The following is a 20,849-nucleotide window of genomic DNA, read 5'->3' as shown; positions in this document are numbered from 1 at the left end:
CTTTTGATGCAGGCGGCAAAACGTGTAGGGGAGGGGGATTTCTCTAAATTGCTGGATGAAAAGAGGAAAGATGAGTTCGGAACCTTGAACAAGACCTTTAATTTTATGTTGAACGCCCTGAAGGAACGGGAAGGCGCCCTGGTCGGTAAAAACCTGGAACTTAAAAAGGTGATTGAAGAATTAGAGGAGACCAATGAAAAACTTCAATTGAGCAATGAAGAGCTGGGGTCAACCAATGAAGAACTCCAGATCTCAAGCGAAGAGCTGGAGTCAACCAACGAAGAACTGAATGTCTCCAACCAGGAATTGGAGACCACGGCGAGAGATCTGACACAGGCCAGAGAACTTCTGGAGAGGAAGAATGAGGAGTTGAAAGATGCCCGAGACTATCTGGACAGCATGATCCGTCATACCCATAGCGGGATCTGTGTGATCGGCCGTGACTACAAAATCGAATCCGTAAATCACGCCCTGGAAGAGATGATGGGTTATACGGAATCCGATTTGATCGGTTCCTACTGTTATCGGATCTTTCATGGCGCTTCAGAACCTTGCCCAAAGTGCCCCGTAGAACAGACCTTTCAAACAGGAACCACGACCAAGTACCATCACACGCACGTCCGGAATGACGGAACCGAGATCATTCTTGATGTTGCGACGACCCCTCTTTTCGACAAGGAAAACCATGTGGCGCGTGTCCTTGAGACCATCAACGACGTCACCAAAGTAATCAGGCTGAACCGGGAGCTACAGGATCAGAAGGATCAGATGAGCTCCATTCTGATGAATATGGCCGAAGGGGTTGTGGTTATCAAAGAGAACCACGATATCGAATTTGCCAATGATCCGCTGAAAAGGGAATTCGGAGAGGTCGTCGGACAGAAATGCTATCAGGCGCTCAGGGGATTCAACAGCGCCTGTCCGGGAGAAATCTGTTCTTTGCAGGAGATTTTAATCAAAGGAAAGATGAGATATGAAATCACCAAGAAAAACGGAGACGGGAAATACTACCGAATGACCTCCGCCCCGCTTAAGAATCCGGACGGGACCCTCTCCATGATCCAGATACGCCAGGATGTGACTAAGCAGATGAAATTTGAAGAGGAGCGGAAGCAATATACGGAACAGATTGAACAGATCAACCAGCATATGGAGAAAGAGGTTGAGAAAAGGACCCTGGAGCTCAGCAAGGCCAATACGGAATTAAGGGTGGTAAACGACAGGCTCAAGGAACTGAACCGGGAAAAATCGGATTTTATCGATATCGCCGTGCATGACCTCAGGACCCCGTTGACTTCCATCATCAGCTACGCCGACCTCCTGCTTAAATACCATGAAGAGTCCCAGGAGACCCGAACGGAATTTCTGGATATTATCATGAAAGAGAGCTTCCGGATGAAGCAGTTGATCAATGATTATCTGGATCTCTCCAAACTGGAATCGGGTTTTGTGGACTTTCAGGAACAAGAGGTCGATATTCATACGCTGATCAGAGAGATTTTACCGGCCTTTGAATCAAGAATTCAAGCCAAGCAGATCCGGATGATCTCTAAACTTCCTTCGTCCATGCCCGGTTTGAAAGCGGATGCCGACAGAATCCGGCAGGTCTTTGTCAATCTCATAGACAATGCCGTCAAGTACACCCTCGCAGGAGGCGAGATTCATATCGTCGGAGAAGTCCTGGAAAAACAGCGGCTCCTCCGTTTCAGTATTCAGGATTCCGGACCGGGGATTGACGAAAAGGATCAGAAAATATTGTTTAAAAAGTTCGGCAAAGCCATGGACCGAGACATCCGGCAGTACCAGGGGAGCGGTCTCGGGCTTTCCATCGTCAAGACCATTGTAAAACATTATGGCGGGAATGTATGGGTGGAGAGCCGGAAGGGGGAAGGTTCCTGCTTTATGTTCACACTCCCGTTGGATAGAGGATCCGTCCAGGTGCAGCACGTGATTTCCGTGAATGGAGATACCACGGAGCTTATCCGGCAGATGGGACCGATCTGGAAGGATTATCTGGACCAAAATTACATCTGTGCCTATTTCGGCTCGCCCATGGATATCGACCGGATGAAGGAAACCCTATCAGCCCAGAGCCTCAATGTCTATGAACTCATGGAAAACGAACAGATCATCTTCAGTCCTGCCAAGGAGCCGCTTCTGAGTCATGGAAAGTGCGACGGCGAGCACCTGTATGAATGCGCCAGCCGGTTCTGCGACCGGATCATGCAGCTCCCCTGGAATGGGCTTGTGATTGCGAGGGACATGACAAGGCTTATACCGGATGAAAAGGCAAAGCAGGAGATCTTTTATTTTGAAAAGAAGATGGATGATTATTTGAAGCAGTGCAGGAAACCGATTGTCCTGATCTGCCGGTACCATCCGGACCATTTTTCCGAAGCCGAAATTTCCAGTCTCTCGCAGAACCATCCCTATCGTTTTTCCGAAGGGAGGATTGTGGCCGGCTCTGCATAATCAGAAAAGCAGTTGAAGCTGAAGTTCCCAGAAATCATTATTCAGATCTTCCACGGCCTCGTCCTGCCAGTTGTAGTCCCCCTGGAGTTTGAAGTTATTCCCGTTGATGTAGTAATTAAACCCGAGGGTATACCGGTCATAATCGTTCTGGGATTTCACCTGATTGTTCGGGTCATAGGTTTCATAGCGTGCATTCAAAGAGAGCTTCTTGGGGACCACAAAATACCCTCCCTGAACATACCATCCGTCAGCGGTCACGGACCTGGCCTGCCGTGCATTGGTGAACGTGAGCAGACCATCGGCAGCGAGTTTTCTCCGCAGATATTCGGCCTGGAACACCGCCTGTCCGATGATCCACTGGCTGTCCACTTCCCATGCCGCCTCCCAATCCGAGGCCTTCCAGGGGTTCCCCGAAGTCACATCGAATAAGGCCTTCTTGGTGTCGTCCTGAATGAACCGCTCACCGTTGGTCGGCTGTTTCTGATAGGCGGCGCTGGCACCGAACGTAAGGTATTTGAATCCCTCTTCCCTCTTCACCGGCGTGAGGCTCAGGCGGCTTACGTAGAGATACTGATCATTATCGTTTCCAGAACCCACACGCGCTGAAGTCAGATCGGACCCGGAGAGGAAGCCGTTCCCGTCGGCGATGTGATTCCCGTTGAAAATACCGAAGGCATAATTTACGCTCGGCTCCGTCATGTCCGCTTCGGCAAAGGCATCCTGATAATGTTCGGTAAAGGAATACTTCTCGTACATCACCCCGATGTCCCTCCGGAAACCCGCATAGTCTCCTATGTTGGACCGGTTCATAAATAGAAACCTGGCAGAGGAGGCCAGCCACTGCCTGCCGAAGGGGACCTTGTATTGGCCCATGCGGACATGCCCCCATTCCGGGCTGATATTGTACTGCAGATAGGCATCCCAGACACGCCCGTCCGTCCCCTGGTCAAAATTCAGGTGGATGTAATAGTCCACCTTGGGAACGGCCGTGCCCGAGAAGAAGAGTCGGACGCGTTGCAGTCGAAAGCCGTTGGCGTCGAGAGGGGGGATCTTCGTGGATGGGTCGAAGTCCTCGATATTCATATATCGGAACTGAACCCTCCCCTGGATCTTCACGGGGGCCATCTCATCTTGTGCTTTTTTTTCTTTCTGTTCCTTGATCCGAGTCTGGATCTTGGCGAGATCCTCGTCCGTCAGAAGCCCCTTATCCTTGAGGATCTGAATGAGCTGCTGGGTGTCCGTGCCGCTGTTTTCCATGCCGTCTGCCGAGGAGATTCCCGGCAGAAACATTAAAGCGGTCAAACAGACAGGAAGAAATATACGTAGCAGGGTCGGCTGAGGATATTTGACCTCCATATTATGGCTCCTTTTTTAAATTCATAGAAAAATATTTAAACTTTCTTTGTGTCGGCAAGCATCTGAACCTCAGCGCTTGACGGTTGATTCATCACCTCCTTCAGTGAACCAACCTGAGCAACCTTCCCATGAGAGTACACGATAATTTTATCCGCAAGAAATGAGGCTTCATCAAAATCATGGGTTACGAGGATGACGGGTATGGCAAACCGTTTCCTCACCTCCTGGAGGAAGCCCCGCATTTCCAGCCGGAGGGGATGATCGAGGGCGGAGAACGGCTCATCAAGCAGCAAAGCATCCGGCTGACGGATAAGCGCACGCGCAAAGGCGGCCCTCTGTTTCTGTCCTCCTGATATCTCGGAAGGATAGCGGTCCTCAAGGCCTGTAAGCTTAAATGCCTCGATCATTTCTTTGGCCCTTGAGACTTTTTCGTCTTTGGGTATCTCAGGAGCTCCGAAGATAATGTTTCTGAAAACCGTCATGTGAGGAAATAAGGCAAGGTCCTGGAATACATAGCCGAACGCGCGAAGCTGTGGCGGATCATCAATACCGGCGGAGTTGTCAAAATAGGTTTTACTATCCAAACGGATCATGCCATCATCAGGCCTTATCAGTCCTGCGATCATCTGCAAGGTCAGTGACTTACCCGACCCGGAGTATCCAAACAGGACTGCGAGTTCATCCCCAATCTCCCATGCCGCATCAAGAGTAAAGCCTTTGACCTTCTTTTTCAGACTGACCGAGAGTCCCATCATATGCTCCGCTTCGTGTAGATATTTGCGATATAGAGAAATAGGCCGGACATGATAGTAAGCAGGATAACCATGGTATGCGCTTGAGTCCATTCATCGCTGATTGCAAGGCTGTAGATAGCAAGCGGCATCGTGTCTGTCTTGCCCGGTATATTGCCTGCAAGCATAAGAGTCGCCCCGAACTCTCCCATAGCCCGTGCAAAAGAAAGAACGATCCCGGCAATGATGCCCTTTTTGGCAAGAGGCAGAATAACCCTGAGCGCTGTTTCAATCTCTCCGTGTCCGAGTGTATAAGAGGCATTGATAAGATTTCTATCCACTGACTCAATCGCCGCTCTGGCTGTCTTGACCATAAGCGGCAAGGCAACAACAAATGACGCAAGGACGGCGGCATACCATGTGAACATGATTGTGAAGCCTGTCCGGTCATATATCATTTTACCGATCAATCCATTTCTCCCGAATATAACAATAAGATAATACCCGGTAACCGTAGGCGGAAGAACAAGAGGAAGGGTAAAAATAATATCAATAAGCTCTTTGCCCTTGAAATCTTTCCGTGCGAGAAAATAGGCGGCCGGCACACCGGTCACGATGATGAACGCCGTGGCAACCCATGCCACCTGTAGTGAAAGTCTCGCTGAAAAAAGGATAGAATTATTCAAGTCCCCATCCATGTTATTACTTCATTCCAACTGGAAGAACAAAGCCATACTTTTTCATGATTGGCCTGCCTGCCGGTCCGTTTATAAAATCAGCAAATCCCTTTGCTTCTTTGGGATTGCGGCCGTTTTTTATTACAGCCATTGCCTGTTCAATCCGAGGATGCAGTTCTTCAGGAATAAGGGTAAAGTTTGTATTTGAACCTATGCTGACGGAGAGGGCGACAATTCCTGCATCCACACTCCCGGTTTCAACATAATCAAGGGTCTGACGTATATTTTCAGCCAATACCAACTTATCTTTTAGCCTTTTCCAGATGCCGATCTTCTCCATTGCAGCCTTCGCAGCCATTCCGTAAGGCGCATGAGCCGGATTGGCAATAGCGATTTTTTTGACCTCAGGCCTTAATAAATCCTGCAAAAAACTTAACTTTGCATATGACTTTGGCGTGGCGAGGGTAATTCGTCCGACTGCATAAAGCTTCCTGGTTTCAGGCAGTATGAGACCTTTTCCTTCGAGGGAGTCAATGTAGCTTTTGTTTGCAGCGGCAAAAAGATCAACTGGAGCGCCACCTTCTATCTGCTGCGCCAGCAGGCCTGTGGAGCCAAAATTGAGTAACACCTTTACTCCGGTTTCCTTTTCATATACTGCCCCGATCTCCTTGAAGGCACGGCTTAAATCAGCGGCCGCCGATACGATTATTTCCTTTGGTGATTCTGCAAACGTCACAGATGAGAATATCACTGCGATAAAAAGCACAACTACTGATATACGTGAAAATCCTCTAAGCATATTGTTACCGCCTCTTATCTTTTGTCTTAATTTACCGTTTACTTTTCGACCGCATCAGTTTTTGTTCCTCATGCCTGAGGAAGTTTTGGAAATCCTTATGAAATTCCCAGAAAAGTTTGATTGCATGCTCTCCTTCAACAGTCAGAATGGCGCCTCCGCCTCCCCTGCCGCCGGTCGCTGCTTCAACAAGCGGCTGACTGGATTGTGTATTCATCGAGTCCACAAGTTCCCAGGCGTTTCGGTAAGACATCTCCATAGACTTGGCAGCCTTTGTAATAGAGCCGTACTCATGGATTCTTTCGAGAAGGACAATTCTTCCATATCCCAGGAAGGTTCCTTTTTCCCCATCAATCCAGATACGTCCTCGAAAACCCGGCGATATCTTTCCTTTGTGCTTTTTGTGCATTAGCGTTATATACAGCATGGAATAACGATAAGTCAAGGAAAATATGAATTAAAAAAACAATAAAGAAATAACCCGCGTTGTTTACAGCATAAAAAGAGCGGAAAACGGACGCCGATTTTTTAGAAGGTGATGGTTTCTCCCTGCATCATCTCTCCGGCCAATGTCGGGATATGGGTGATCAGGAACCCATCCATGATCTCGTCCGCAGGGATCTCATAAGCCTTCACACAGGCCCCGCAGACATACATAGGGATCTTTGCTTCAAGAATCATGGGGAAGAGTTCCCGAACCGGCGTCAAATATCTCCCTTCAATGGTCTCGGCCACGCCCTTTCTTGCCATTAGGGCCCCCTCGAAAATAAAAAAGAGGGTCAGATCAGCCCCTTCACTGATCAGAGACGCTGCCAAGGCAATCGCCGCGTTGGCCCGGTCGTGATTATCCGTGGAGTGCGTGATGACTAAAGTGATTTTTTTGCTCATGGTGTTTCCCTTTCTTTTCATGGATTCGCAAATACGGGGTTACTCCCTATGTGCATCCGAATTCTCTACCTCCCGGTAAAGACCTGATAGAACATTCTCAAACCGGTGATCGCAATGATGACGGCGATCAGAATACGCAGCGTCTGAACCTTTGTCTTTTTGCTCACGGCGCCGCCGATCTGCGCCCCAGGTATGGTTCCTGCAACGAGCAAAAGCGCCATGGGCCAGATAATCTGCCCAGTCGCAAGTTTTCCAATGGTCCCGGCAGCAGCCCCCAGTAAGACAATCCCGAGTGTGGATCCGATGACAATTCGTGTTGGAATCTTAAGGATATAAATCATGATCGGGATGAGAATGAACGCACCGGGCGCGCCCACCATTCCGCCGAAAAAACCCACAAACAAACCGACAAGCGCCGCGGCCGGCTTATTGAAAGTGATAGACTCCGGGTCAATCTCCGAACCCTGTTCCCGTTTCGGGATAAACATCATCACCGCTGCAATCAAGGCCATTACAGCAAAGATGCCGAGAAGAAAGATAGAACTCGATCTTTTGGACAAGATAGAACCGGAAAGAGCGCCGGCGACCATGGTGATTCCCATGGTTGCAATCAGTTTCTTGCTGACAAAACGGTTCTTATGATGGACGATCACACCCGAGATCGACGCGGACAGGACCTGGACCATGGAGATGGCCGCCACGGTCTTCATGGTGAGCTGTCCCACGTGGAGGAACGGCGGCACATAAAGCAGCAAGGGAATCATGAAGATCGCACCGCCGAGACCGAGAAGACCGGATAGAAACCCGCCGCCCAGGCCAAGGGTAAATAAGGTGATACCTAAGTTTGCCGTCATCTTTGACCTCCATTCTCACAGCGTAATTTGCTTGGGAACCTTCCTGATGAATTTTTTAAGACATCTTCATCCATGTTTTTTAGGTATCATAGAGACTCTCAAAGGAAAATCAGGGACAACCTCTTTTTTTGGTTTTAAAATGTCAGGTTCATGTCAGCCTTCACAACCACTTCTTTATAATATGTAGCGGGGTCCGCGATTTCAACTCCTTCCACAAAGTTGTCTCTGTTCATACCGAACAACGGGACATTCAAAGGGCAGGCGAGCAGCCTTGCACCTTCCATATGCAACATAACAAACAGATCTTCCACGGTCGGGAGGTTCATCTCTTCCATCTTCTTCATCACTGCATTGCTTACCTCTTCCGGTGCGTCGGGCATACATTTAAGGTCTTTTACTTTATCCTTGTGAATCGCATTTACGCCGCGCGAGCCGAAAAAGATAGTTACCTTTGAGCCCTCCCTCAGAAGGCTCAGCGCCGTCATAAGCGCATTGTAAACCTGACATAATTCATCATGAAAACACATTACCGACACGTTCTTTATTATCTTCTCCATCTTTACACCCCCATCTGTAGTTAACAGCCCCTCAATATCTGATACTATGTCTTCATCCCGGTTATTGCATTAGTTACTCTTGAATAAACGATCAGTCAAACTTTTCTTTTGCGGCTCCGGTGTGGATAATCCCAAATGTCGGCAGATAACGGCTTCAAGTTTATCCACCGAAATATTCGATCCCGCGATAACAATTTCGTTCCCCACCATAATGGCCGGCGCCGCTGGTAAACCCTGCTTAAGATACTCTCTGGTGCGGTATTCCGCCCGGGGTTTTGTGATGGTTTCTATTTCTATTTCGTATTTGATGCCCAAACTGGGCATCATTTGCTTAAAATGGTTTCACGTTTTGCCATTCGGTTCATTTAGGAAGAATCTAACTTTAATTTTATTCATGTTTTTCTCCTTTTCTATGAATCCTTTATGTGATGAGAAGTTCATACCCGATCTTGACGGCCGTGGCTGCAATGATCACAGCCAGGATTTTACGGAGGACGGCTGTCGGTGTTTTCTGACTTACGGCCGCGCCGGCCTGCGCCCCGATCAGTACCCCTGCAACCAGGACCCCTGCTTTTAGATAGGGGATCTGGTTGGTTCCCATCCGGCCGATCAGAACCGAGACCGAGGAGACCATACCGATGACCATGGCTGTCCCGATGGTGATTCTTGTGGGGATGCGGAGGATATAAATCATGGCCGGAATGAACAGGAAGGCGCCTCCCTGACCGATGATGCCGGATAGAAGGCCGATGGACAAGCCGACGGCCAAGGCAAGAGGCCTGTTGAATATCAGATTCCGTACATCGGACTCCTGCCCGTCATATTCGGGAATTGGGAAGAACATCAGGATGGAAGCCGTCAGGGCCATGAGCGCAAAGAGGATGAGGATGGCCTCCGAAGAGACGACCTTGGAGCCGAAGGACCCTGCGAGGGACCCGGTTCCCATGCCGGATCCCATGACCCAGGCCAAAGGAGCGCTGACTTGTCGATGTCTTTTATGGGCGACGGCTCCGGACGCTGCGCCGAAAAAACTCTGGACCGAAGTCATGCCGGCCACTTCCTTCATGGAGAGGGCGCCCAGGCGCAGCGCCGGGGGGACATAGAGCAGGAGGGGGACCATGATGATCCCTCCCCCGATTCCCAGAAGTCCTGAGACAAAACCTCCGGAGAGGCCGAGCAAGAAGAGTATGGCCAGAAGACTCGTATCCATATCATTCAGTATGGGATGATAGGGCGGGAAAAGCAATTAAGTATTATTTGGGAAAGAATAAAGAGAATTTATAGCTTATTCTTTAACTACCTGTCAGGGGGGTTCTAAAAATTCCGGAAGAAGAACTCACCCGAAGAAGAATATACTTAAGGCAAAGACGATGTAGTATTTATTCTTCAGGATTTTCCAAAGCTCTTCCTTGAGATCTGATTTGAACTTTTCAGACGGTTTAATCGGCATTTGATCCGCCTCATGAAATTTTTCAAGCTCCTCAATCTCATCTGAACAGTTCAATTGCTGTTTCTGATCAGGATCATGCAGCCATGAATGTTTGGTGACTTTCTTTGCCATGCTGCTTTAACCTCCGTATATGACTTCATGATGACGATGTGCCAACAGGGCCTCCTCGAATTTAAAAAAATCGGTGAGGCTGATATCTTCATTCCGGATCGGATGGGCATCCCCCTCCTTTTGCCGCGATTTAACTGGGTTCATGTGCCTTCTAGTGATCCTGAAGATCCACTGATCCAGAGAGAATCCCTTGGTATATTGATCGAGTGTGCCGACCAATTCGATAAAAATCTCCTCGGTCATCTGTTCGGCCAGTTTTTTCTCGCCCACATGAAAAAAAGTATAATTATAAATCTTCGGGAAATAGGTCTCATACATCATTTCAAATGCCTTCTTGTCCTTTGAGAGAACCCCCTCAATAAGCGTGGTATCCGGAAATTGCATATCGCCCCCTAATTTTGCCTGGTTAATCAATCCGTTTCTGTCTATATAGTGGTTTGAAAAGGGGGAAAGTCACAAAAAAAATGATAAAAAACCGACTTTTTCTGAAAAATAAATGAAAAGTTTTATTTTGTCTGTAACAGGCAGGCGCACGAAAATGAAGGGAAAGTCTTATCCTTAGTGGTCCTGTTCGTAAATATGGTAACGTACCGAGAGGGTCGTAGGGCGGTCTCATCAAGGCGCGCGACTGAGGTGTACCCCTGTGGTACGCCGCAAGGAGCGGAACGCTGATCCGACCGCCCTACGGCACTCGAATGCGACCGTATTTACGAATAGGGCCACTTAGGATGGGTCTTCAGGTTCTTCTCTGATGGTCGTTTTTCTTAGATTTTTAAGATAGTCAAGATATTCTTCGGGTTTTTCCAAGAGTTCAATCCCCATTCCGCTCCGGCGGACCCTGGAGATTGACGCCAGGGTACGGCTGGCATGCACGACCTGCCCCTCCAGACGGATTACATGGCCGTTGGGATGATCTATCTCGAACTCGAGCAGGGTTCCCGGGGCAAAGGGCCGGTTGGTTCGAATAAAGAAGCCGTTGACTGAAAGGTTGCTGGTAAATGCGGTTTTGTCACATCGGCCTTGTCCGAACCTGATTCTGGTCCGGCTGATCTTTCTTGCAACCCTTCTCTTTTCGGACATAGGCTCCTCAAATAGGGATCATCTTGTATATCTTTGTAACAAAAAAAATTGCATAAAGCAATAGAAAAACCTTATTGAGACGGATGATTGCATGGGGGCCTACGGCATTCTTTGCTGTCGATGACTCTCTTACGTACGAAGGCATGATATTCACCATGGTCTTCCGCAATCCCGAGGAATTCATTCCCCGTGGTATGGCACCAGCTCGGCATATCCTCAACGATTCCCTGGTCGTCGGCGATGACCTCCAGGACCTGTCCGACCTCCATTCCCTTGATGGCCTGACAGGTCTTGGCGATCGGCATCGGGCAGATCAATCCAAAGGCGTCAAGGACTACATCCGCTTTTACGGCTGTCGTTTGCTTTGTTCCCATTGCTTCCTCCTTACCTTATATCAGAAGATTGATTTTAGCGTTTTCAGCATCGGCCAGGAACGTTGCAACGCCGGCTATACTGTCCACCACAGGGAGGAGATCATCCTTGGTGAGTCCCATGAATTCCATGGATTGTGTGCAGGCGATAAACTTGACCCCCATCTCCTTGCACATCTTCACCATCTGGTCGATGGATGGAAACTTAGGATGGGCCATCATCTTCTCCAGTGAAGGATTCGGTTTCTGATAACTGTCTCCGGTCTTGTCTTTTTTTAGGAGTTCGAGCCCCCAAAAGGTGAAGAAGAGAACCACATCCATCCCCATGGAAGCCCCGCCCAAGGCAAGATTAAAGGTAGCGATCAGTTTGTCAATCTCATTGCTGAAGACGATCAGGGCCATTTTTTCCGCCATACAGGTTCCTTTTTATTTTTATTTCGCGCCGCCGAGGGCATGTTCCCGGTAGTTCTGGATGGCGGCCTGGATAGCCTCCGCCGCCAAAACCGAGCAATGCCGCTTATGCGCAGGAAGCCCGTCAAGAGCCAGGGCCACGGCATCGTTGGTCAGTTTTTCAGCCTCTTCAAGGGTCTTTCCGATAATCATTTCCGTTGAAATGCTGCTGGTGGCAATGGCCGCAACACAGCCGAAGGTCTTGAACTTGGCCTCCTTGATCTTGCCATCCTCCACCTTGATCTGGATCTGCATCATATCCCCGCAGGTTGGATTTCCGACCTGGCTTTCTCCATCCGGATTCCGGATTTCCCCCATGTTTCTGGGATTATTAAAATGGTCCATGACCTTTTCACTGTAATCTGAATGCTGCATAGTCTTCTCCTTTCGATTCCCTATCCATGTCAGGAACGATTCCCGGGATAGATGGGAGACATCATTCTGAGCCTTTTAATGACCGGGGGCATCTCGGCAAGGACATAATCAATATCTTCTTCTTGGGTTTCCCTGCCGAGACTGAACAGGAGGGATCCCTGTGCCGTGGCATGGTCCACACCCATGGCCGTCAATACATGAGACGCCTTCAATGCCTTGGAAGAACAGGCTGAACCGCTGGCCGCCATGATCCCCCTGGAGACCAGCATCATGATCATCCCTTCACCTTCCACATATCTAACGCAAATATTCAGAAAGCCGGGAAGACGTTTCTCCGGATGACCATTCACCTTCAATTCATCGATTTGATTGATCAGCCCCTTTTCCAGTTTGTTTCGTAATGCGGCGATACGTTTCATCTCTTCAAGAATTTTTTCTTTTGCCATGACCGAGGCTTTTCCCAGCCCGACAATGGCGGGGACATCTTCGGTGCCGGCTCTCCGCCCCTGTTCCTGTATGCCCCCGTGGATCAGCGGCTGGATGCGGGTCCCCCTACTGATGAAAAGGGCGCCGGACCCTTTGGGTCCGTAAAAGTGCTGCCCTGAGATGGTGAGCAGGTCGACGCCCAATGCTCCCACGTCGACCGGGATATGTCCCACGGCCATGCGGGCGTCGGAATGGAGGGGGATCTTTTTCCCGCGTGTGATTTCTGCAATTTCACGGATCGGCTGGATGGTTCCCACTTCATGGTTGGCCAGCATCACGGAAACCAGGATGGTATCTTTCCTGATGGAACGGCCTACCTCATCAGGGTCTACCATCCCATATTCGTCCACAGGGAGATAGGTGATCTCGAAGCCCAGCCGTTCCAGCATCTTGCAGGAATGAAGCACACCGTAGTGCTCAATGGCCGATGTGATGATATGCTTTCCTTTCTTTTCCATGGCCATGGCAATCCCTTTGACAGCCAGGTTGTTGGCCTCTGTGCCGGATGCCGTGAAGAGGATCTCTTCAGGTTTGGCATGGATGAGGTCCGCCAATTCCGCTCTGGCCTGCTCGATAGCCTTCTTCGGGGCCGTACCGAAAACATGGAAGCTGGAAGGGTTCCCGAAATGCTCCAGAAAAAAGGGCTGCATGGCCTCAATGACCTCGGGATAAGGGCGTGTAGATGCAGCATAATCAAGGTAGACGATTCTGTTCATGGCGCGCTCCTTTTGCTGAGAAAGACCTCTTTTGAGATCTTTATGACCCTCCGGACAACGACTTTTCCACCAAATTCGCAAGGGTAGTCCCTGCGAGGACGCCGACCATGGCGTTTTGAGCATCTTTCCAGACATCCTGAATCCGGCAGCCGGTGTCCTCACTGCACAGGCTCTCTTCCATGGCACAGCGGTTTAGCGCAATGGGGCCTTCAATTCCTTCGATGATATCTTTGATCGTGATCTCTTCCGGAGGGAGCCCAAGGGTATATCCCCCTTTAAACCCGCGGTGGGATCGGACGAGCCCGGCCTTGGTCAGTATCTGAAAAATTTTTGATAAATAACTTTCAGGAATATTCTGGGTATTGGAGATATCACTGAGAAGCGTCACCCGATCCTTGGGCTGCATGGCCAGGTAAAGCATTCCTCGTATGCCATATTCTCCAGCCCGTGTGAGTTTCATAAAATCTCCCTGAACACAGGACAAAAAGTGTCCAATTTGTCTTAATTATAACCAAGTTTTTCCGGCTGTCAAGTTGAAAAAACTAATGAGAGAAAAAAACCGATCGGATGAAGACGGTTCATGAGTATTTCATATTTTGGATCTGCCGTCCAGAAAAGGATATTCGATGAGGTTCAATTGAATAGGGAGGGCAGGCCGGCAGACTCTGCGGCCCGTCCCGGAGATATGCCGATGCGTCTCATGCGCCATCCATGATTTCAAGAAAGGCTTTGAGACATACCGGGCAAGGAGGCATGTTTTTCAAGGACAGCGCCTGGTCAAACGATGCTTCGTCATATCTCCGGAACGGGCCTCTTGTCTGCCGGCCTGTGGTGCAAGAGGCCATGCACTACTTTGTTACGTATGAGAGATCCTTTCCGAGATAGCTCATGCTCGTAGGAATAATCATCTCCAGATCCACCAAGTCACTCAGCAGCATATTCCAGTAAAACCACCGGAAAAAGAGCTTTCCCATGTGGTTTAGCCGTGTCTCTTTCAACAATGAGAAGGGGCCGAAAGTAGGGAGCGGGAATCTTCCGGGAATCGGCTCCTGCTTGTAGTTGAAATCAATCAAGTGCGCCTTTTTGAAGCCGGTTTCAATAAAACAGTTGGAGTGCCCGTCAAAATCCGGGAGCGGCGCCCTTCCTTCCATCTCCCTCAGGAGGTTTCTCTCCACGATTCCTGCCTCGAAGTGGGCCACGGATCCGGCCTTGGAGGTATTGACGTTGGTGCAGTCGCCGATCACATAGATGTTGTCGTACTTCTGGGATTTCAGGGTGTTCGGATGCGTGAGGGCATAGCCGTTTCCATTTCCCATGCCGGCCTGATCGATGACTTCCGCCCCCACATTGGGCGGAATGGAGGCGAGGAAGTCAAAACGGACCTCCTGCCCATCATGGGAGATGATCTTCCCCTGGTCCGAACGGACCTCGGCCACAGGGAAGTTAGGGGTTACCTTGATCCCCTTTGCCTTGAACATGTCCCCCAGCATACGTCCGGCCACCGGTTTGGTAAAAACTCCCTGCGCGCTGGTGACCACTTCCAAGTCCACTTTATGGCGGATCCCTTTGAGGTGAAAGAAGTAGTCGGCCAGGCAGATAAACTCGATCGGCGCAACCGGGCACTTTATGGGATATTCTGCAATGTTCAGGACCAGCCTCCCTCCATCAAAATCCTCCAGGGCCTTCTGCATATCCAGGGCTGACGGCATGGTATAGTAATAAAATACGTTTTTGCCGTAGCCTTCCTCAAGCCCCGGAACCTCTTCCGGCGCGATCCTGCAGCCGAGGCCGAGGATCAGCCAATCATACTCAAACGACTCATCTGCGGTCTCCACGCGGTTATTTTCCGGGTCGAGTCGGGTGATAGGTTTATTTATAAAGTTTACGTCCTTGGGGAGAAGATCCTTGGTATTTTTCACGCTTCCTTTTTCATCGGTGTAACCGTGTAATTTGAAAGGAACAAAAATCAGGCCCGGTTGATAATAATGTTTTTCGCTTTTGTCTATGACGGTGATGTCCCATTCAGAGACTTTGAGTCTCCGGCGCATCTTGTGTGCCATCATGGTTCCTGCTGTGCCAGCCCCTAAGATCAGAAGTCGTTTCATGGTCTTTTCTCCTTTTGCTGCCGGTTATCAAAACGAAATTAAAAAAAGGCCTATCCATCTAAAATTCTATGGATAGGCCTTCCTGATTTCCTATCCACTTCGGCAGCCATGGATGCCTTTATTTTCCGGCCCATGGCTTTGCTCCCCGTGACGGGTCGCCTTTATCGGTGGATATAATACTATTTTAACTTATAATATCATTTTGTCTGACTTATAGTTTTATTATAGATTAATTATGTCAGTTTGTCAATGCTTCTATACACCCATGAGTATGCGATTAGAGTCGAATAGGGGAATCACGGAATCGCCCGGTGAGGTTCCGGAGAGTTTCAGGAAGAGCATGACAAAAGAATTATTTATTCCAAATAAGGGCCGAAAGTTCGAGATAATTCTTTGAATGTTTAAAAAGTTGAATTATAATGTATATAAACAACTTAGAAGATAACCAAACATTTTAAAAATCTTCAATAGCGTCATCGGGCAGACGATATGACAAGACCAAAGGATATCTACGATCTTTTTTCGATCTGGTCTCCATATAAGAGAATTTCCTATACCATCAACGGCGTGATCATGGGACTGGGAGCGCCTTTGGGTTGGCTTTTTATACTCCTCCTGTTTTTCCGTCCTCCGGGTTTCTCCATAGCGGATTTCATGATTCATGAGATCACGTATTCACCACAGCAGGTTTTTCTATACCTGTATATGACCTTCGGAACCTCTTTAGTGATGAGTGTGACCGGGTATCTGGTCGGCAGAGGCTTTGACTGGAATGAAGAGAAAACGGATCAACTGCACCGGGTTCAAAGTCAGATTGAAGAACAGAAGAAGGAATTCGAATCCCGGTTTAAACAGCTCCGCAGCGACATGTCCAATCTGTATCAGATCGGAGCCGACATACAAAGGACCCTGAGCAAGGACCAGGTTTTGAAACTGATCGCCGAGGGAGCGAACCGAATCCTGAGCTTTGACAGGATCAATATCTTCATGCTTGATCAGGAGAGAAAGGTTCTCGAATGCAGGGAGTCCAGAGGGCATCAGGGGACAGGCTGGAGAAACCTGCGGATTCCCCTTTCCGAAAAAAGGGGGGCCCTGATCAAGACGATCCAGGAGAATAAGGTCTATCTCATCCAAGATATATCAGAGATGTCTCCCGACTTTCGTCTGGGACCGCCGTTTGACCGGATCCCCGAACTCCGGTCCAAATCCTTTGCCTGCATCCCCCTCCGGGAGCGGGGCGTACCGATCGGCCTGATCGCGGTGGACAATAAGTACCGGAGAAATCCGATTCGGGACGAAAACCTCTCGACGCTGCAGATCCTTGCCGATCAGGGGTCTATTGCCCTGACCAACATCTCTCTGTTTCAAGGGATCCATGGGCTGCACCGGGAATTGGGGCGGAACTTCACGGAACTTCTCAATCAGAAAGGGCAGTTTTCAAAGATCGTCAAGGAACTTTCAAACCGGGCCGAGATGATATCAACCCATATTCAGCAGCTTGCAAGGAGCACCGAAGGACTTTCAGAGACGGTCAACAATACATCCGCTTCTGTGCACGAGATGTCCGGTTCGCTGAATGAAGTGGCTTTGGGTGTGAAGATCTTATTTGAAGAGGCGGAGAATACCGTTTCCTCCACCACGGAGATGAACCAGTCGATCCGGGAGGTGGAAACCCACGCCAAGGAGTCCAGTTCTCTCTCCGAGCAGGTCAAGAAGGAAGCCGATGAAGCGGTCTCCTTGGTACAGGACTCGATCCGGGGGATTGGGAAAATCCATGATATCGTCATGGAGTCCGTTGAAGTCATGGGGAAACTCGGCCGGAAAGCAGAAGAGATCGGGCATTTTTTAGAGGTCATTAATCATATTAATGAAAAAACCAATGTCCTGGCGCTGAATGCATCCATCATTTCTGCCCAGGCCGGCGAACAGGGGAAGAGTTTTGCTGTAGTCAGCAACGAGATCAGGGCCCTTTCAGAACAGACGGCGACCTCATCCAAAGAGATTGAACTCATGATCATATCGGTACAGGATGAGGTTCGTAAGGCCGTCACCATGATCCAGTCCATTCCCAGCCATATTGAAGTCGGTGTCCAGCTTTCCCGCCGATCCGCCGATGCCCTGGACAAGATATTGAAGCGGGCGCTCAACTCCATGGAGATGACACAGAAAATTGAACAGGCCGCTCGTGAGCAGGTCAAGAGCACAGAGGTGGTCTCCCATGCTTTTGACCGGGTCAAGGAAATGATCCAGCAGATGACTAAGAGTATCGGTGAACAGAATCAGGGGAGCCGTGTCATCGCCCAGGCCAATGAGAACATGAGAAAGCTTACCGAGGATGTGGCCAAAGCCACTGCCGACCAGTCTGATGGGCTTCAGACCGTATACCGGATGGTGACCCAGGTCTCCGACATGGTGGACGCTTTGTTTATGGAAGCGGAAAAGAGGAAACAGGAAAGCGAACTCATTATTCAGGGGATTCATGTCTTGTCTTCAGAGGTCAAGGAGATCCAGCCATGATGTCGGACCCTTCAGTCATTGATTATGTGGCCAAGGACGAGGTCCATAACAAGCTGGTTCTGATTATTCAGGAGGACCGCCCGTGGGCCGATGTCCGGACCATGCACAGACAGCTCAGAGCCAAGATCGATACCTACTACGGTTACATCATGGATCCGGCCTTTGCCAGGGAATATCCCGGGATCCAACCCGAGAATGTGATGATTACCCTCTTCTGTACAAAGAATCCCGGCCCGGAAAGCCTTCAGTTCTTCCAGTATGTCCGCCAGGTTCTCGCCCAGGACAAGATCAGCTTTAATTACACCGCCCACTCTATGCCCCCTCTGGGGGGATCGGGCATGGTTCATTGATTTTGTTTTTTTGATTCCCTGAAAAAATTCCTCCTGCCGGACTCCTTGAACCGAACCAGTCCGGATAGGGTCTCATTGACCGGCGTGGGTATCGCATGTTTTTGACCCAGGCGGGCAATGGCGCCGTTTATGGCATCAATCTCCGTTTTTTTCCCATGGCGGATATCCTGGAGCATGGAAGGAAAATGAGAAGCGGTCGGGGGGATCAGCCTGTCAAACAGAATCTCCAGATAGGCCTCCGGGGAGGGCCAGTCCAGAGTGATGTGATCTGCATTGGCCACGGCAAAGGCCTCCACGATGATCTCCCGCATCAGCGCTTTTGTAGATTCGTTTTCAAGAAGTTTTCCGTAGTTGATCTCAAGAATGGATGCAGGAGCGTTCAGCGCCGCATTGTAGAGCACCTTGCCCCAGATATACCGTTCTATTTCCCGCGTAGCCATGCAGGGGATTCCGGCCCCATCGACGGCCGCCGCAATTTCTTCTGTTTTCCGGGCAGGAAACCGGCTCCCCCTCATGGGTCCCACCACGACGCGGTCTGCATAGACCGTGACCGCAACCTCGCCGGGATTGCGGATCTCCGCTCCGAAGATGACCCGCCCCCCCAGGGTCCTGTCCGGGCCCACGATTTCGGCAATGGTCTCCAGGTTTCCCAGACCGTTCTGCAGGGAGAGGATCGGAACCGGATCCAGGATATGGCGGTCAAGTTCGGAAACCGACTCCCGGGTCTGGTAGGACTTGACCGTGAGGAGGACCAGATCGAGCCCCCCTTCGTCTGGTAGCGAACTCAGTGTCCGCAGGTTGGTGACCGTATGATCGCCCCAGATCCCGGAGATGTGCAGGCCTTTGGCCTGAATGGCCTCCATGTGCCAGGGACGCCCGACCAGGGTCACTTCATGGCCGCCTTCGGCCAGAAACCCGCCGAACACGCTTCCGATGGATCCAGCGCCCATGACCAGGATCTTCAAGGTTTTTCGCTCTCCTTAATAAAGAATTTGAAAAAGGAGAAATTTGTTTTTTCATTTTTACAAAATAGGTTCCATCACGGGGTCTTTCTGATATAGAAAAACCTCGCCTCGGGATCAGACCACCTCAATCTTTTTGGTCTCCATCCAGTATCCGTGGATATTGCAGAGGATCTTGACATGGATCTCCGTGGATTCTGAAAGAGCAAGATTCAGGACAATGGACGGGGTGACCCCCTCGTAAGAGAGATTGATCTCGGCCAGAGGGATGCCGCCCTTTTTCATGACATGAATCCATTCGATATGGTGCGGCTTTTCCATGGGGTGGATGACCCTGCCGATTCGGATATGGAGGTTGAAGGACTCCATTTTTTTTACCAGGTCGGGGACGTCGATCAAGGGGACGTGCTTCATCTCCAGTTCCGAAATGATCTTCGGGTCTTTCAGGGTCTGATAGACTTCCTGCGATGGTTGAGTCATCTGGGGGAAGGCAGGATGTGCTTCCATGAGAGCCAAAGTTCCTGCAGTCAGCGCCATCCCCGTTTCCATAAATTCCCGCCGGCTGAAATTTTTCATGTCTCTCCCTCCTCAGTTAAAAAGCGCTCTGCATCCAGGGCGGCCATGCACCCCATGCCCGCCGCGGTGATGGCCTGCTTGTAGACCGGATCGACCACGTCACCTGCCGCGAAGACACCGGATACGCTGGTGCGCGTTTTCCCCTTGAGAGCGATGTACCCCTTTGCATCGAGCTCGATCTGTCCCTGGAAGACTTTGGTGTTGGGCGCATGCCCGATGGCGATGAAGACCCCTTCGCAGGGGATGTCCGTGACCTCTCCACTCTTGACATTTCTGATCCGGAGTCCCGTGACCTGTGCTTTGTCCTCGCCGAGGATCTGTTCGATCACTGAGTCCAAAACGAAATGGATTTTTTTATTGGCCGAGGCCCGGTCCTGCATGATTCTCGAGGCCCGGAATTCATCTCTCCGGTGTACGACCGTGACCTTGCTCGCAAATCGGGTAAGGAAGATGGCCTCTTCCAGGGCCGTGTCTCCGCCCCCGATCACGGTGATCTCTTTGTCTCGGAAAAAGAACCCGTCACAGGTCGCGCAGGCCGAAACCCCTCGGCCCATCAAACGTCTTTCGCTCGGAATTCCGAGCAGCCGGGCCGAGGCCCCGGTGGCGATGATCACCGTCTTGGACCGGATCTCCTCATGGTTATCCAGCCGGATCATAAAAGGGCGGGTTGAGAAGTCCGCGGATTCGACCTGTGCGGAGATGATTTCGGCGCCGAACCGGAGGGCCTGTTTCTTCATCTCCTCCATCAACTCAGGGCCCATGATCCCCTGGGAAAAACCGGGAAAGTTTTCTACCTCGGTGGTGATGGTCAGCTGCCCGCCGGGCTGGGGTCCTTCTATCAGCAGGGGTGCGAGATCAGCCCTCGCGTTATAGATTGCCGCGGTATAGCCTGCGGGTCCTGAGCCGATAATCAAGATATGACGGATCATTCCTTCCTCCTATGCCGATTATGAATATGTTCGGGATTGT

25 protein-coding genes are annotated in these 20,849 nt (G+C 50.2%); 3 read left to right on the top strand and 22 right to left on the bottom strand.

Annotated elements, in window-relative coordinates; all coding sequences use genetic code 11:
- Positions 1 to 6 precede the first annotated feature (6 nt).
- Positions 7 to 2,472 carry a hypothetical protein gene (locus AUK29_02080; GenBank protein OIP65860.1) on the top strand — a complete coding sequence of 822 codons (2,466 nt, stop codon included), beginning with the start codon at positions 7 to 9 and terminating at the stop codon, positions 2,470 to 2,472.
- On the opposite strand, the gene AUK29_02075 is transcribed toward AUK29_02080, so the two are convergent.
- The 19 genes from AUK29_02075 to AUK29_01985 form a co-directional block, all read right to left on the bottom strand.
- Positions 2,473 to 3,828 (bottom strand): hypothetical protein, encoded by a 1,356-nt coding sequence (locus AUK29_02075; GenBank protein OIP65859.1) that lies wholly within the window; start codon positions 3,826 to 3,828, stop codon positions 2,473 to 2,475.
- A gap of 35 nt (positions 3,829 to 3,863) precedes the next feature.
- Positions 3,864 to 4,580 carry an ABC transporter ATP-binding protein gene (locus tag AUK29_02070; GenBank protein ID OIP65858.1) on the bottom strand — a complete coding sequence of 239 codons (717 nt, stop codon included), beginning with the start codon at positions 4,578 to 4,580 and terminating at the stop codon, positions 3,864 to 3,866.
- Positions 4,580 to 5,257 carry a molybdenum ABC transporter permease subunit gene (locus AUK29_02065; GenBank protein OIP65857.1) on the bottom strand — a complete coding sequence of 226 codons (678 nt, stop codon included), beginning with the start codon at positions 5,255 to 5,257 and terminating at the stop codon, positions 4,580 to 4,582. The genes AUK29_02070 and AUK29_02065 overlap by 1 nt, the downstream gene beginning before the upstream one ends.
- Before the next feature lie 4 nt (positions 5,258 to 5,261).
- Positions 5,262 to 6,035: a molybdate ABC transporter substrate-binding protein gene (locus AUK29_02060; protein ID OIP65856.1), complete on the bottom strand. Its 774-nt coding sequence runs from the start codon at positions 6,033 to 6,035 to the stop codon at positions 5,262 to 5,264.
- Positions 6,036 to 6,066: 31 nt separating this feature from the next.
- Complete coding sequence (locus tag AUK29_02055) at positions 6,067 to 6,441, bottom strand: ModE family transcriptional regulator (protein OIP65855.1); 375 nt, start codon at positions 6,439 to 6,441, stop codon at positions 6,067 to 6,069.
- Between the two features lie 119 nt (positions 6,442 to 6,560).
- On the bottom strand, positions 6,561 to 6,941 hold the full coding sequence (locus AUK29_02050) for a hypothetical protein (protein OIP65854.1): 381 nt from the start codon (positions 6,939 to 6,941) through the stop codon (positions 6,561 to 6,563).
- 44 nt (positions 6,942 to 6,985) lie between these two features.
- Positions 6,986 to 7,774 (bottom strand): hypothetical protein, encoded by a 789-nt coding sequence (locus AUK29_02045; protein ID OIP65853.1) that lies wholly within the window; start codon positions 7,772 to 7,774, stop codon positions 6,986 to 6,988.
- A gap of 134 nt (positions 7,775 to 7,908) precedes the next feature.
- Positions 7,909 to 8,331 (bottom strand): hypothetical protein, encoded by a 423-nt coding sequence (locus tag AUK29_02040; GenBank protein ID OIP65852.1) that lies wholly within the window; start codon positions 8,329 to 8,331, stop codon positions 7,909 to 7,911.
- A 69-nt stretch (positions 8,332 to 8,400) separates the two neighbouring features.
- Positions 8,401 to 8,658: a hypothetical protein gene (locus AUK29_02035; GenBank protein ID OIP65851.1), complete on the bottom strand. Its 258-nt coding sequence runs from the start codon at positions 8,656 to 8,658 to the stop codon at positions 8,401 to 8,403.
- A gap of 94 nt (positions 8,659 to 8,752) precedes the next feature.
- A complete protein-coding gene (locus AUK29_02030; protein OIP65850.1) occupies positions 8,753 to 9,541 on the bottom strand; it encodes a hypothetical protein in 789 nt (262 codons plus the stop codon).
- 126 nt (positions 9,542 to 9,667) lie between these two features.
- Complete coding sequence (locus AUK29_02025) at positions 9,668 to 9,892, bottom strand: hypothetical protein (GenBank protein ID OIP65849.1); 225 nt, start codon at positions 9,890 to 9,892, stop codon at positions 9,668 to 9,670.
- Between the two features lie 6 nt (positions 9,893 to 9,898).
- Positions 9,899 to 10,276, bottom strand: a complete 378-nt coding sequence (locus tag AUK29_02020; protein ID OIP65848.1) for a hypothetical protein — start codon at positions 10,274 to 10,276, stop codon at positions 9,899 to 9,901.
- A gap of 339 nt (positions 10,277 to 10,615) precedes the next feature.
- Complete coding sequence (locus AUK29_02015; protein OIP65847.1) at positions 10,616 to 10,972, bottom strand: hypothetical protein; 357 nt, start codon at positions 10,970 to 10,972, stop codon at positions 10,616 to 10,618.
- Positions 10,973 to 11,043: 71 nt separating this feature from the next.
- On the bottom strand, positions 11,044 to 11,346 hold the full coding sequence (locus AUK29_02010) for a hypothetical protein (protein ID OIP65846.1): 303 nt from the start codon (positions 11,344 to 11,346) through the stop codon (positions 11,044 to 11,046).
- Positions 11,347 to 11,361: 15 nt separating this feature from the next.
- Complete coding sequence (locus AUK29_02005) at positions 11,362 to 11,757, bottom strand: hypothetical protein (GenBank protein ID OIP65845.1); 396 nt, start codon at positions 11,755 to 11,757, stop codon at positions 11,362 to 11,364.
- 18 nt (positions 11,758 to 11,775) lie between these two features.
- Positions 11,776 to 12,168 carry a Fe-S cluster assembly scaffold protein NifU gene (locus tag AUK29_02000; protein OIP65844.1) on the bottom strand — a complete coding sequence of 131 codons (393 nt, stop codon included), beginning with the start codon at positions 12,166 to 12,168 and terminating at the stop codon, positions 11,776 to 11,778.
- 29 nt (positions 12,169 to 12,197) lie between these two features.
- Positions 12,198 to 13,370 carry a cysteine desulfurase NifS gene (locus AUK29_01995; protein OIP65843.1) on the bottom strand — a complete coding sequence of 391 codons (1,173 nt, stop codon included), beginning with the start codon at positions 13,368 to 13,370 and terminating at the stop codon, positions 12,198 to 12,200.
- Between the two features lie 40 nt (positions 13,371 to 13,410).
- Positions 13,411 to 13,830 (bottom strand): hypothetical protein, encoded by a 420-nt coding sequence (locus AUK29_01990; GenBank protein ID OIP65842.1) that lies wholly within the window; start codon positions 13,828 to 13,830, stop codon positions 13,411 to 13,413.
- Between the two features lie 388 nt (positions 13,831 to 14,218).
- Positions 14,219 to 15,475, bottom strand: coding sequence for a hypothetical protein (locus AUK29_01985; GenBank protein OIP65841.1), 1,257 nt, complete (start codon positions 15,473 to 15,475; stop codon positions 14,219 to 14,221).
- 489 nt (positions 15,476 to 15,964) lie between these two features.
- Between AUK29_01985 and AUK29_01980 the strand changes: the two genes are divergently transcribed.
- Both AUK29_01980 and AUK29_01975 read left to right on the top strand, forming a co-directional pair.
- Positions 15,965 to 17,992: a hypothetical protein gene (locus AUK29_01980; GenBank protein ID OIP65840.1), complete on the top strand. Its 2,028-nt coding sequence runs from the start codon at positions 15,965 to 15,967 to the stop codon at positions 17,990 to 17,992.
- The gene (locus AUK29_01975; protein ID OIP65839.1) at positions 17,989 to 18,342 is read left to right on the top strand and encodes a hypothetical protein; all 354 of its coding nucleotides are present in this window, start codon (positions 17,989 to 17,991) and stop codon (positions 18,340 to 18,342) included. Before AUK29_01980 ends, AUK29_01975 begins: the two co-directional genes overlap by 4 nt.
- Here AUK29_01975 and AUK29_01970 read toward each other — a convergent pair.
- The 3 genes from AUK29_01970 to AUK29_01960 all read right to left on the bottom strand — a co-directional run bounded on the left by AUK29_01970 (position 18,336) and on the right by AUK29_01960 (position 20,809).
- Complete coding sequence (locus AUK29_01970; protein OIP65838.1) at positions 18,336 to 19,307, bottom strand: hypothetical protein; 972 nt, start codon at positions 19,305 to 19,307, stop codon at positions 18,336 to 18,338. The two genes, AUK29_01975 and AUK29_01970, sit on opposite strands and share 7 nt — an antisense overlap.
- A gap of 114 nt (positions 19,308 to 19,421) precedes the next feature.
- Positions 19,422 to 19,880, bottom strand: a complete 459-nt coding sequence (locus AUK29_01965) for a hypothetical protein (GenBank protein OIP65837.1) — start codon at positions 19,878 to 19,880, stop codon at positions 19,422 to 19,424.
- Positions 19,877 to 20,809: a thioredoxin-disulfide reductase gene (locus AUK29_01960; protein ID OIP65836.1), complete on the bottom strand. Its 933-nt coding sequence runs from the start codon at positions 20,807 to 20,809 to the stop codon at positions 19,877 to 19,879. Before AUK29_01960 ends, AUK29_01965 begins: the two co-directional genes overlap by 4 nt.
- Between the last annotated feature and the right edge of the window lie 40 nt (positions 20,810 to 20,849).

This window comes from Nitrospirae bacterium CG2_30_53_67, assembly GCA_001873285.1.
Classification (GTDB): domain Bacteria; phylum CG2-30-53-67; class CG2-30-53-67; order CG2-30-53-67; family CG2-30-53-67; genus CG2-30-53-67.
The sequence above is the reverse complement of the archived record's forward strand: the minus strand, read 5'-3'. Positions and strand labels throughout refer to the sequence as shown.

What these genes read in the sequence shown, in the direction of transcription:
- AUK29_02080 (OIP65860.1), top strand. Translation starts at nt 7, where the DNA reads ATGCAGGCGGCAAAACGTGTAGGGGAGGGGGATTTCTCTAAATTGCTG.
- AUK29_02075 (OIP65859.1), bottom strand. Translation starts at nt 3,828, where the DNA reads ATGGAGGTCAAATATCCTCAGCCGACCCTGCTACGTATATTTCTTCCT.
- AUK29_02070 (OIP65858.1), bottom strand. Translation starts at nt 4,580, where the DNA reads ATGGGACTCTCGGTCAGTCTGAAAAAGAAGGTCAAAGGCTTTACTCTT.
- AUK29_02065 (OIP65857.1), bottom strand. Translation starts at nt 5,257, where the DNA reads ATGGATGGGGACTTGAATAATTCTATCCTTTTTTCAGCGAGACTTTCA.
- AUK29_02060 (OIP65856.1), bottom strand. Translation starts at nt 6,035, where the DNA reads ATGCTTAGAGGATTTTCACGTATATCAGTAGTTGTGCTTTTTATCGCA.
- AUK29_02055 (OIP65855.1), bottom strand. Translation starts at nt 6,441, where the DNA reads ATGCACAAAAAGCACAAAGGAAAGATATCGCCGGGTTTTCGAGGACGT.
- AUK29_02050 (OIP65854.1), bottom strand. Translation starts at nt 6,941, where the DNA reads ATGAAAAGAAAGGGAAACACCATGAGCAAAAAAATCACTTTAGTCATC.
- AUK29_02045 (OIP65853.1), bottom strand. Translation starts at nt 7,774, where the DNA reads ATGACGGCAAACTTAGGTATCACCTTATTTACCCTTGGCCTGGGCGGC.
- AUK29_02040 (OIP65852.1), bottom strand. Translation starts at nt 8,331, where the DNA reads ATGGAGAAGATAATAAAGAACGTGTCGGTAATGTGTTTTCATGATGAA.
- AUK29_02035 (OIP65851.1), bottom strand. Translation starts at nt 8,658, where the DNA reads ATGATGCCCAGTTTGGGCATCAAATACGAAATAGAAATAGAAACCATC.
- AUK29_02030 (OIP65850.1), bottom strand. Translation starts at nt 9,541, where the DNA reads ATGGATACGAGTCTTCTGGCCATACTCTTCTTGCTCGGCCTCTCCGGA.
- AUK29_02025 (OIP65849.1), bottom strand. Translation starts at nt 9,892, where the DNA reads ATGGCAAAGAAAGTCACCAAACATTCATGGCTGCATGATCCTGATCAG.
- AUK29_02020 (OIP65848.1), bottom strand. Translation starts at nt 10,276, where the DNA reads ATGCAATTTCCGGATACCACGCTTATTGAGGGGGTTCTCTCAAAGGAC.
- AUK29_02015 (OIP65847.1), bottom strand. Translation starts at nt 10,972, where the DNA reads ATGTCCGAAAAGAGAAGGGTTGCAAGAAAGATCAGCCGGACCAGAATC.
- AUK29_02010 (OIP65846.1), bottom strand. Translation starts at nt 11,346, where the DNA reads ATGGGAACAAAGCAAACGACAGCCGTAAAAGCGGATGTAGTCCTTGAC.
- AUK29_02005 (OIP65845.1), bottom strand. Translation starts at nt 11,757, where the DNA reads ATGGCGGAAAAAATGGCCCTGATCGTCTTCAGCAATGAGATTGACAAA.
- AUK29_02000 (OIP65844.1), bottom strand. Translation starts at nt 12,168, where the DNA reads ATGCAGCATTCAGATTACAGTGAAAAGGTCATGGACCATTTTAATAAT.
- AUK29_01995 (OIP65843.1), bottom strand. Translation starts at nt 13,370, where the DNA reads ATGAACAGAATCGTCTACCTTGATTATGCTGCATCTACACGCCCTTAT.
- AUK29_01990 (OIP65842.1), bottom strand. Translation starts at nt 13,830, where the DNA reads ATGAAACTCACACGGGCTGGAGAATATGGCATACGAGGAATGCTTTAC.
- AUK29_01985 (OIP65841.1), bottom strand. Translation starts at nt 15,475, where the DNA reads ATGAAACGACTTCTGATCTTAGGGGCTGGCACAGCAGGAACCATGATG.
- AUK29_01980 (OIP65840.1), top strand. Translation starts at nt 15,965, where the DNA reads ATGACAAGACCAAAGGATATCTACGATCTTTTTTCGATCTGGTCTCCA.
- AUK29_01975 (OIP65839.1), top strand. Translation starts at nt 17,989, where the DNA reads ATGATGTCGGACCCTTCAGTCATTGATTATGTGGCCAAGGACGAGGTC.
- AUK29_01965 (OIP65837.1), bottom strand. Translation starts at nt 19,880, where the DNA reads ATGAAAAATTTCAGCCGGCGGGAATTTATGGAAACGGGGATGGCGCTG.
- AUK29_01960 (OIP65836.1), bottom strand. Translation starts at nt 20,809, where the DNA reads ATGATCCGTCATATCTTGATTATCGGCTCAGGACCCGCAGGCTATACC.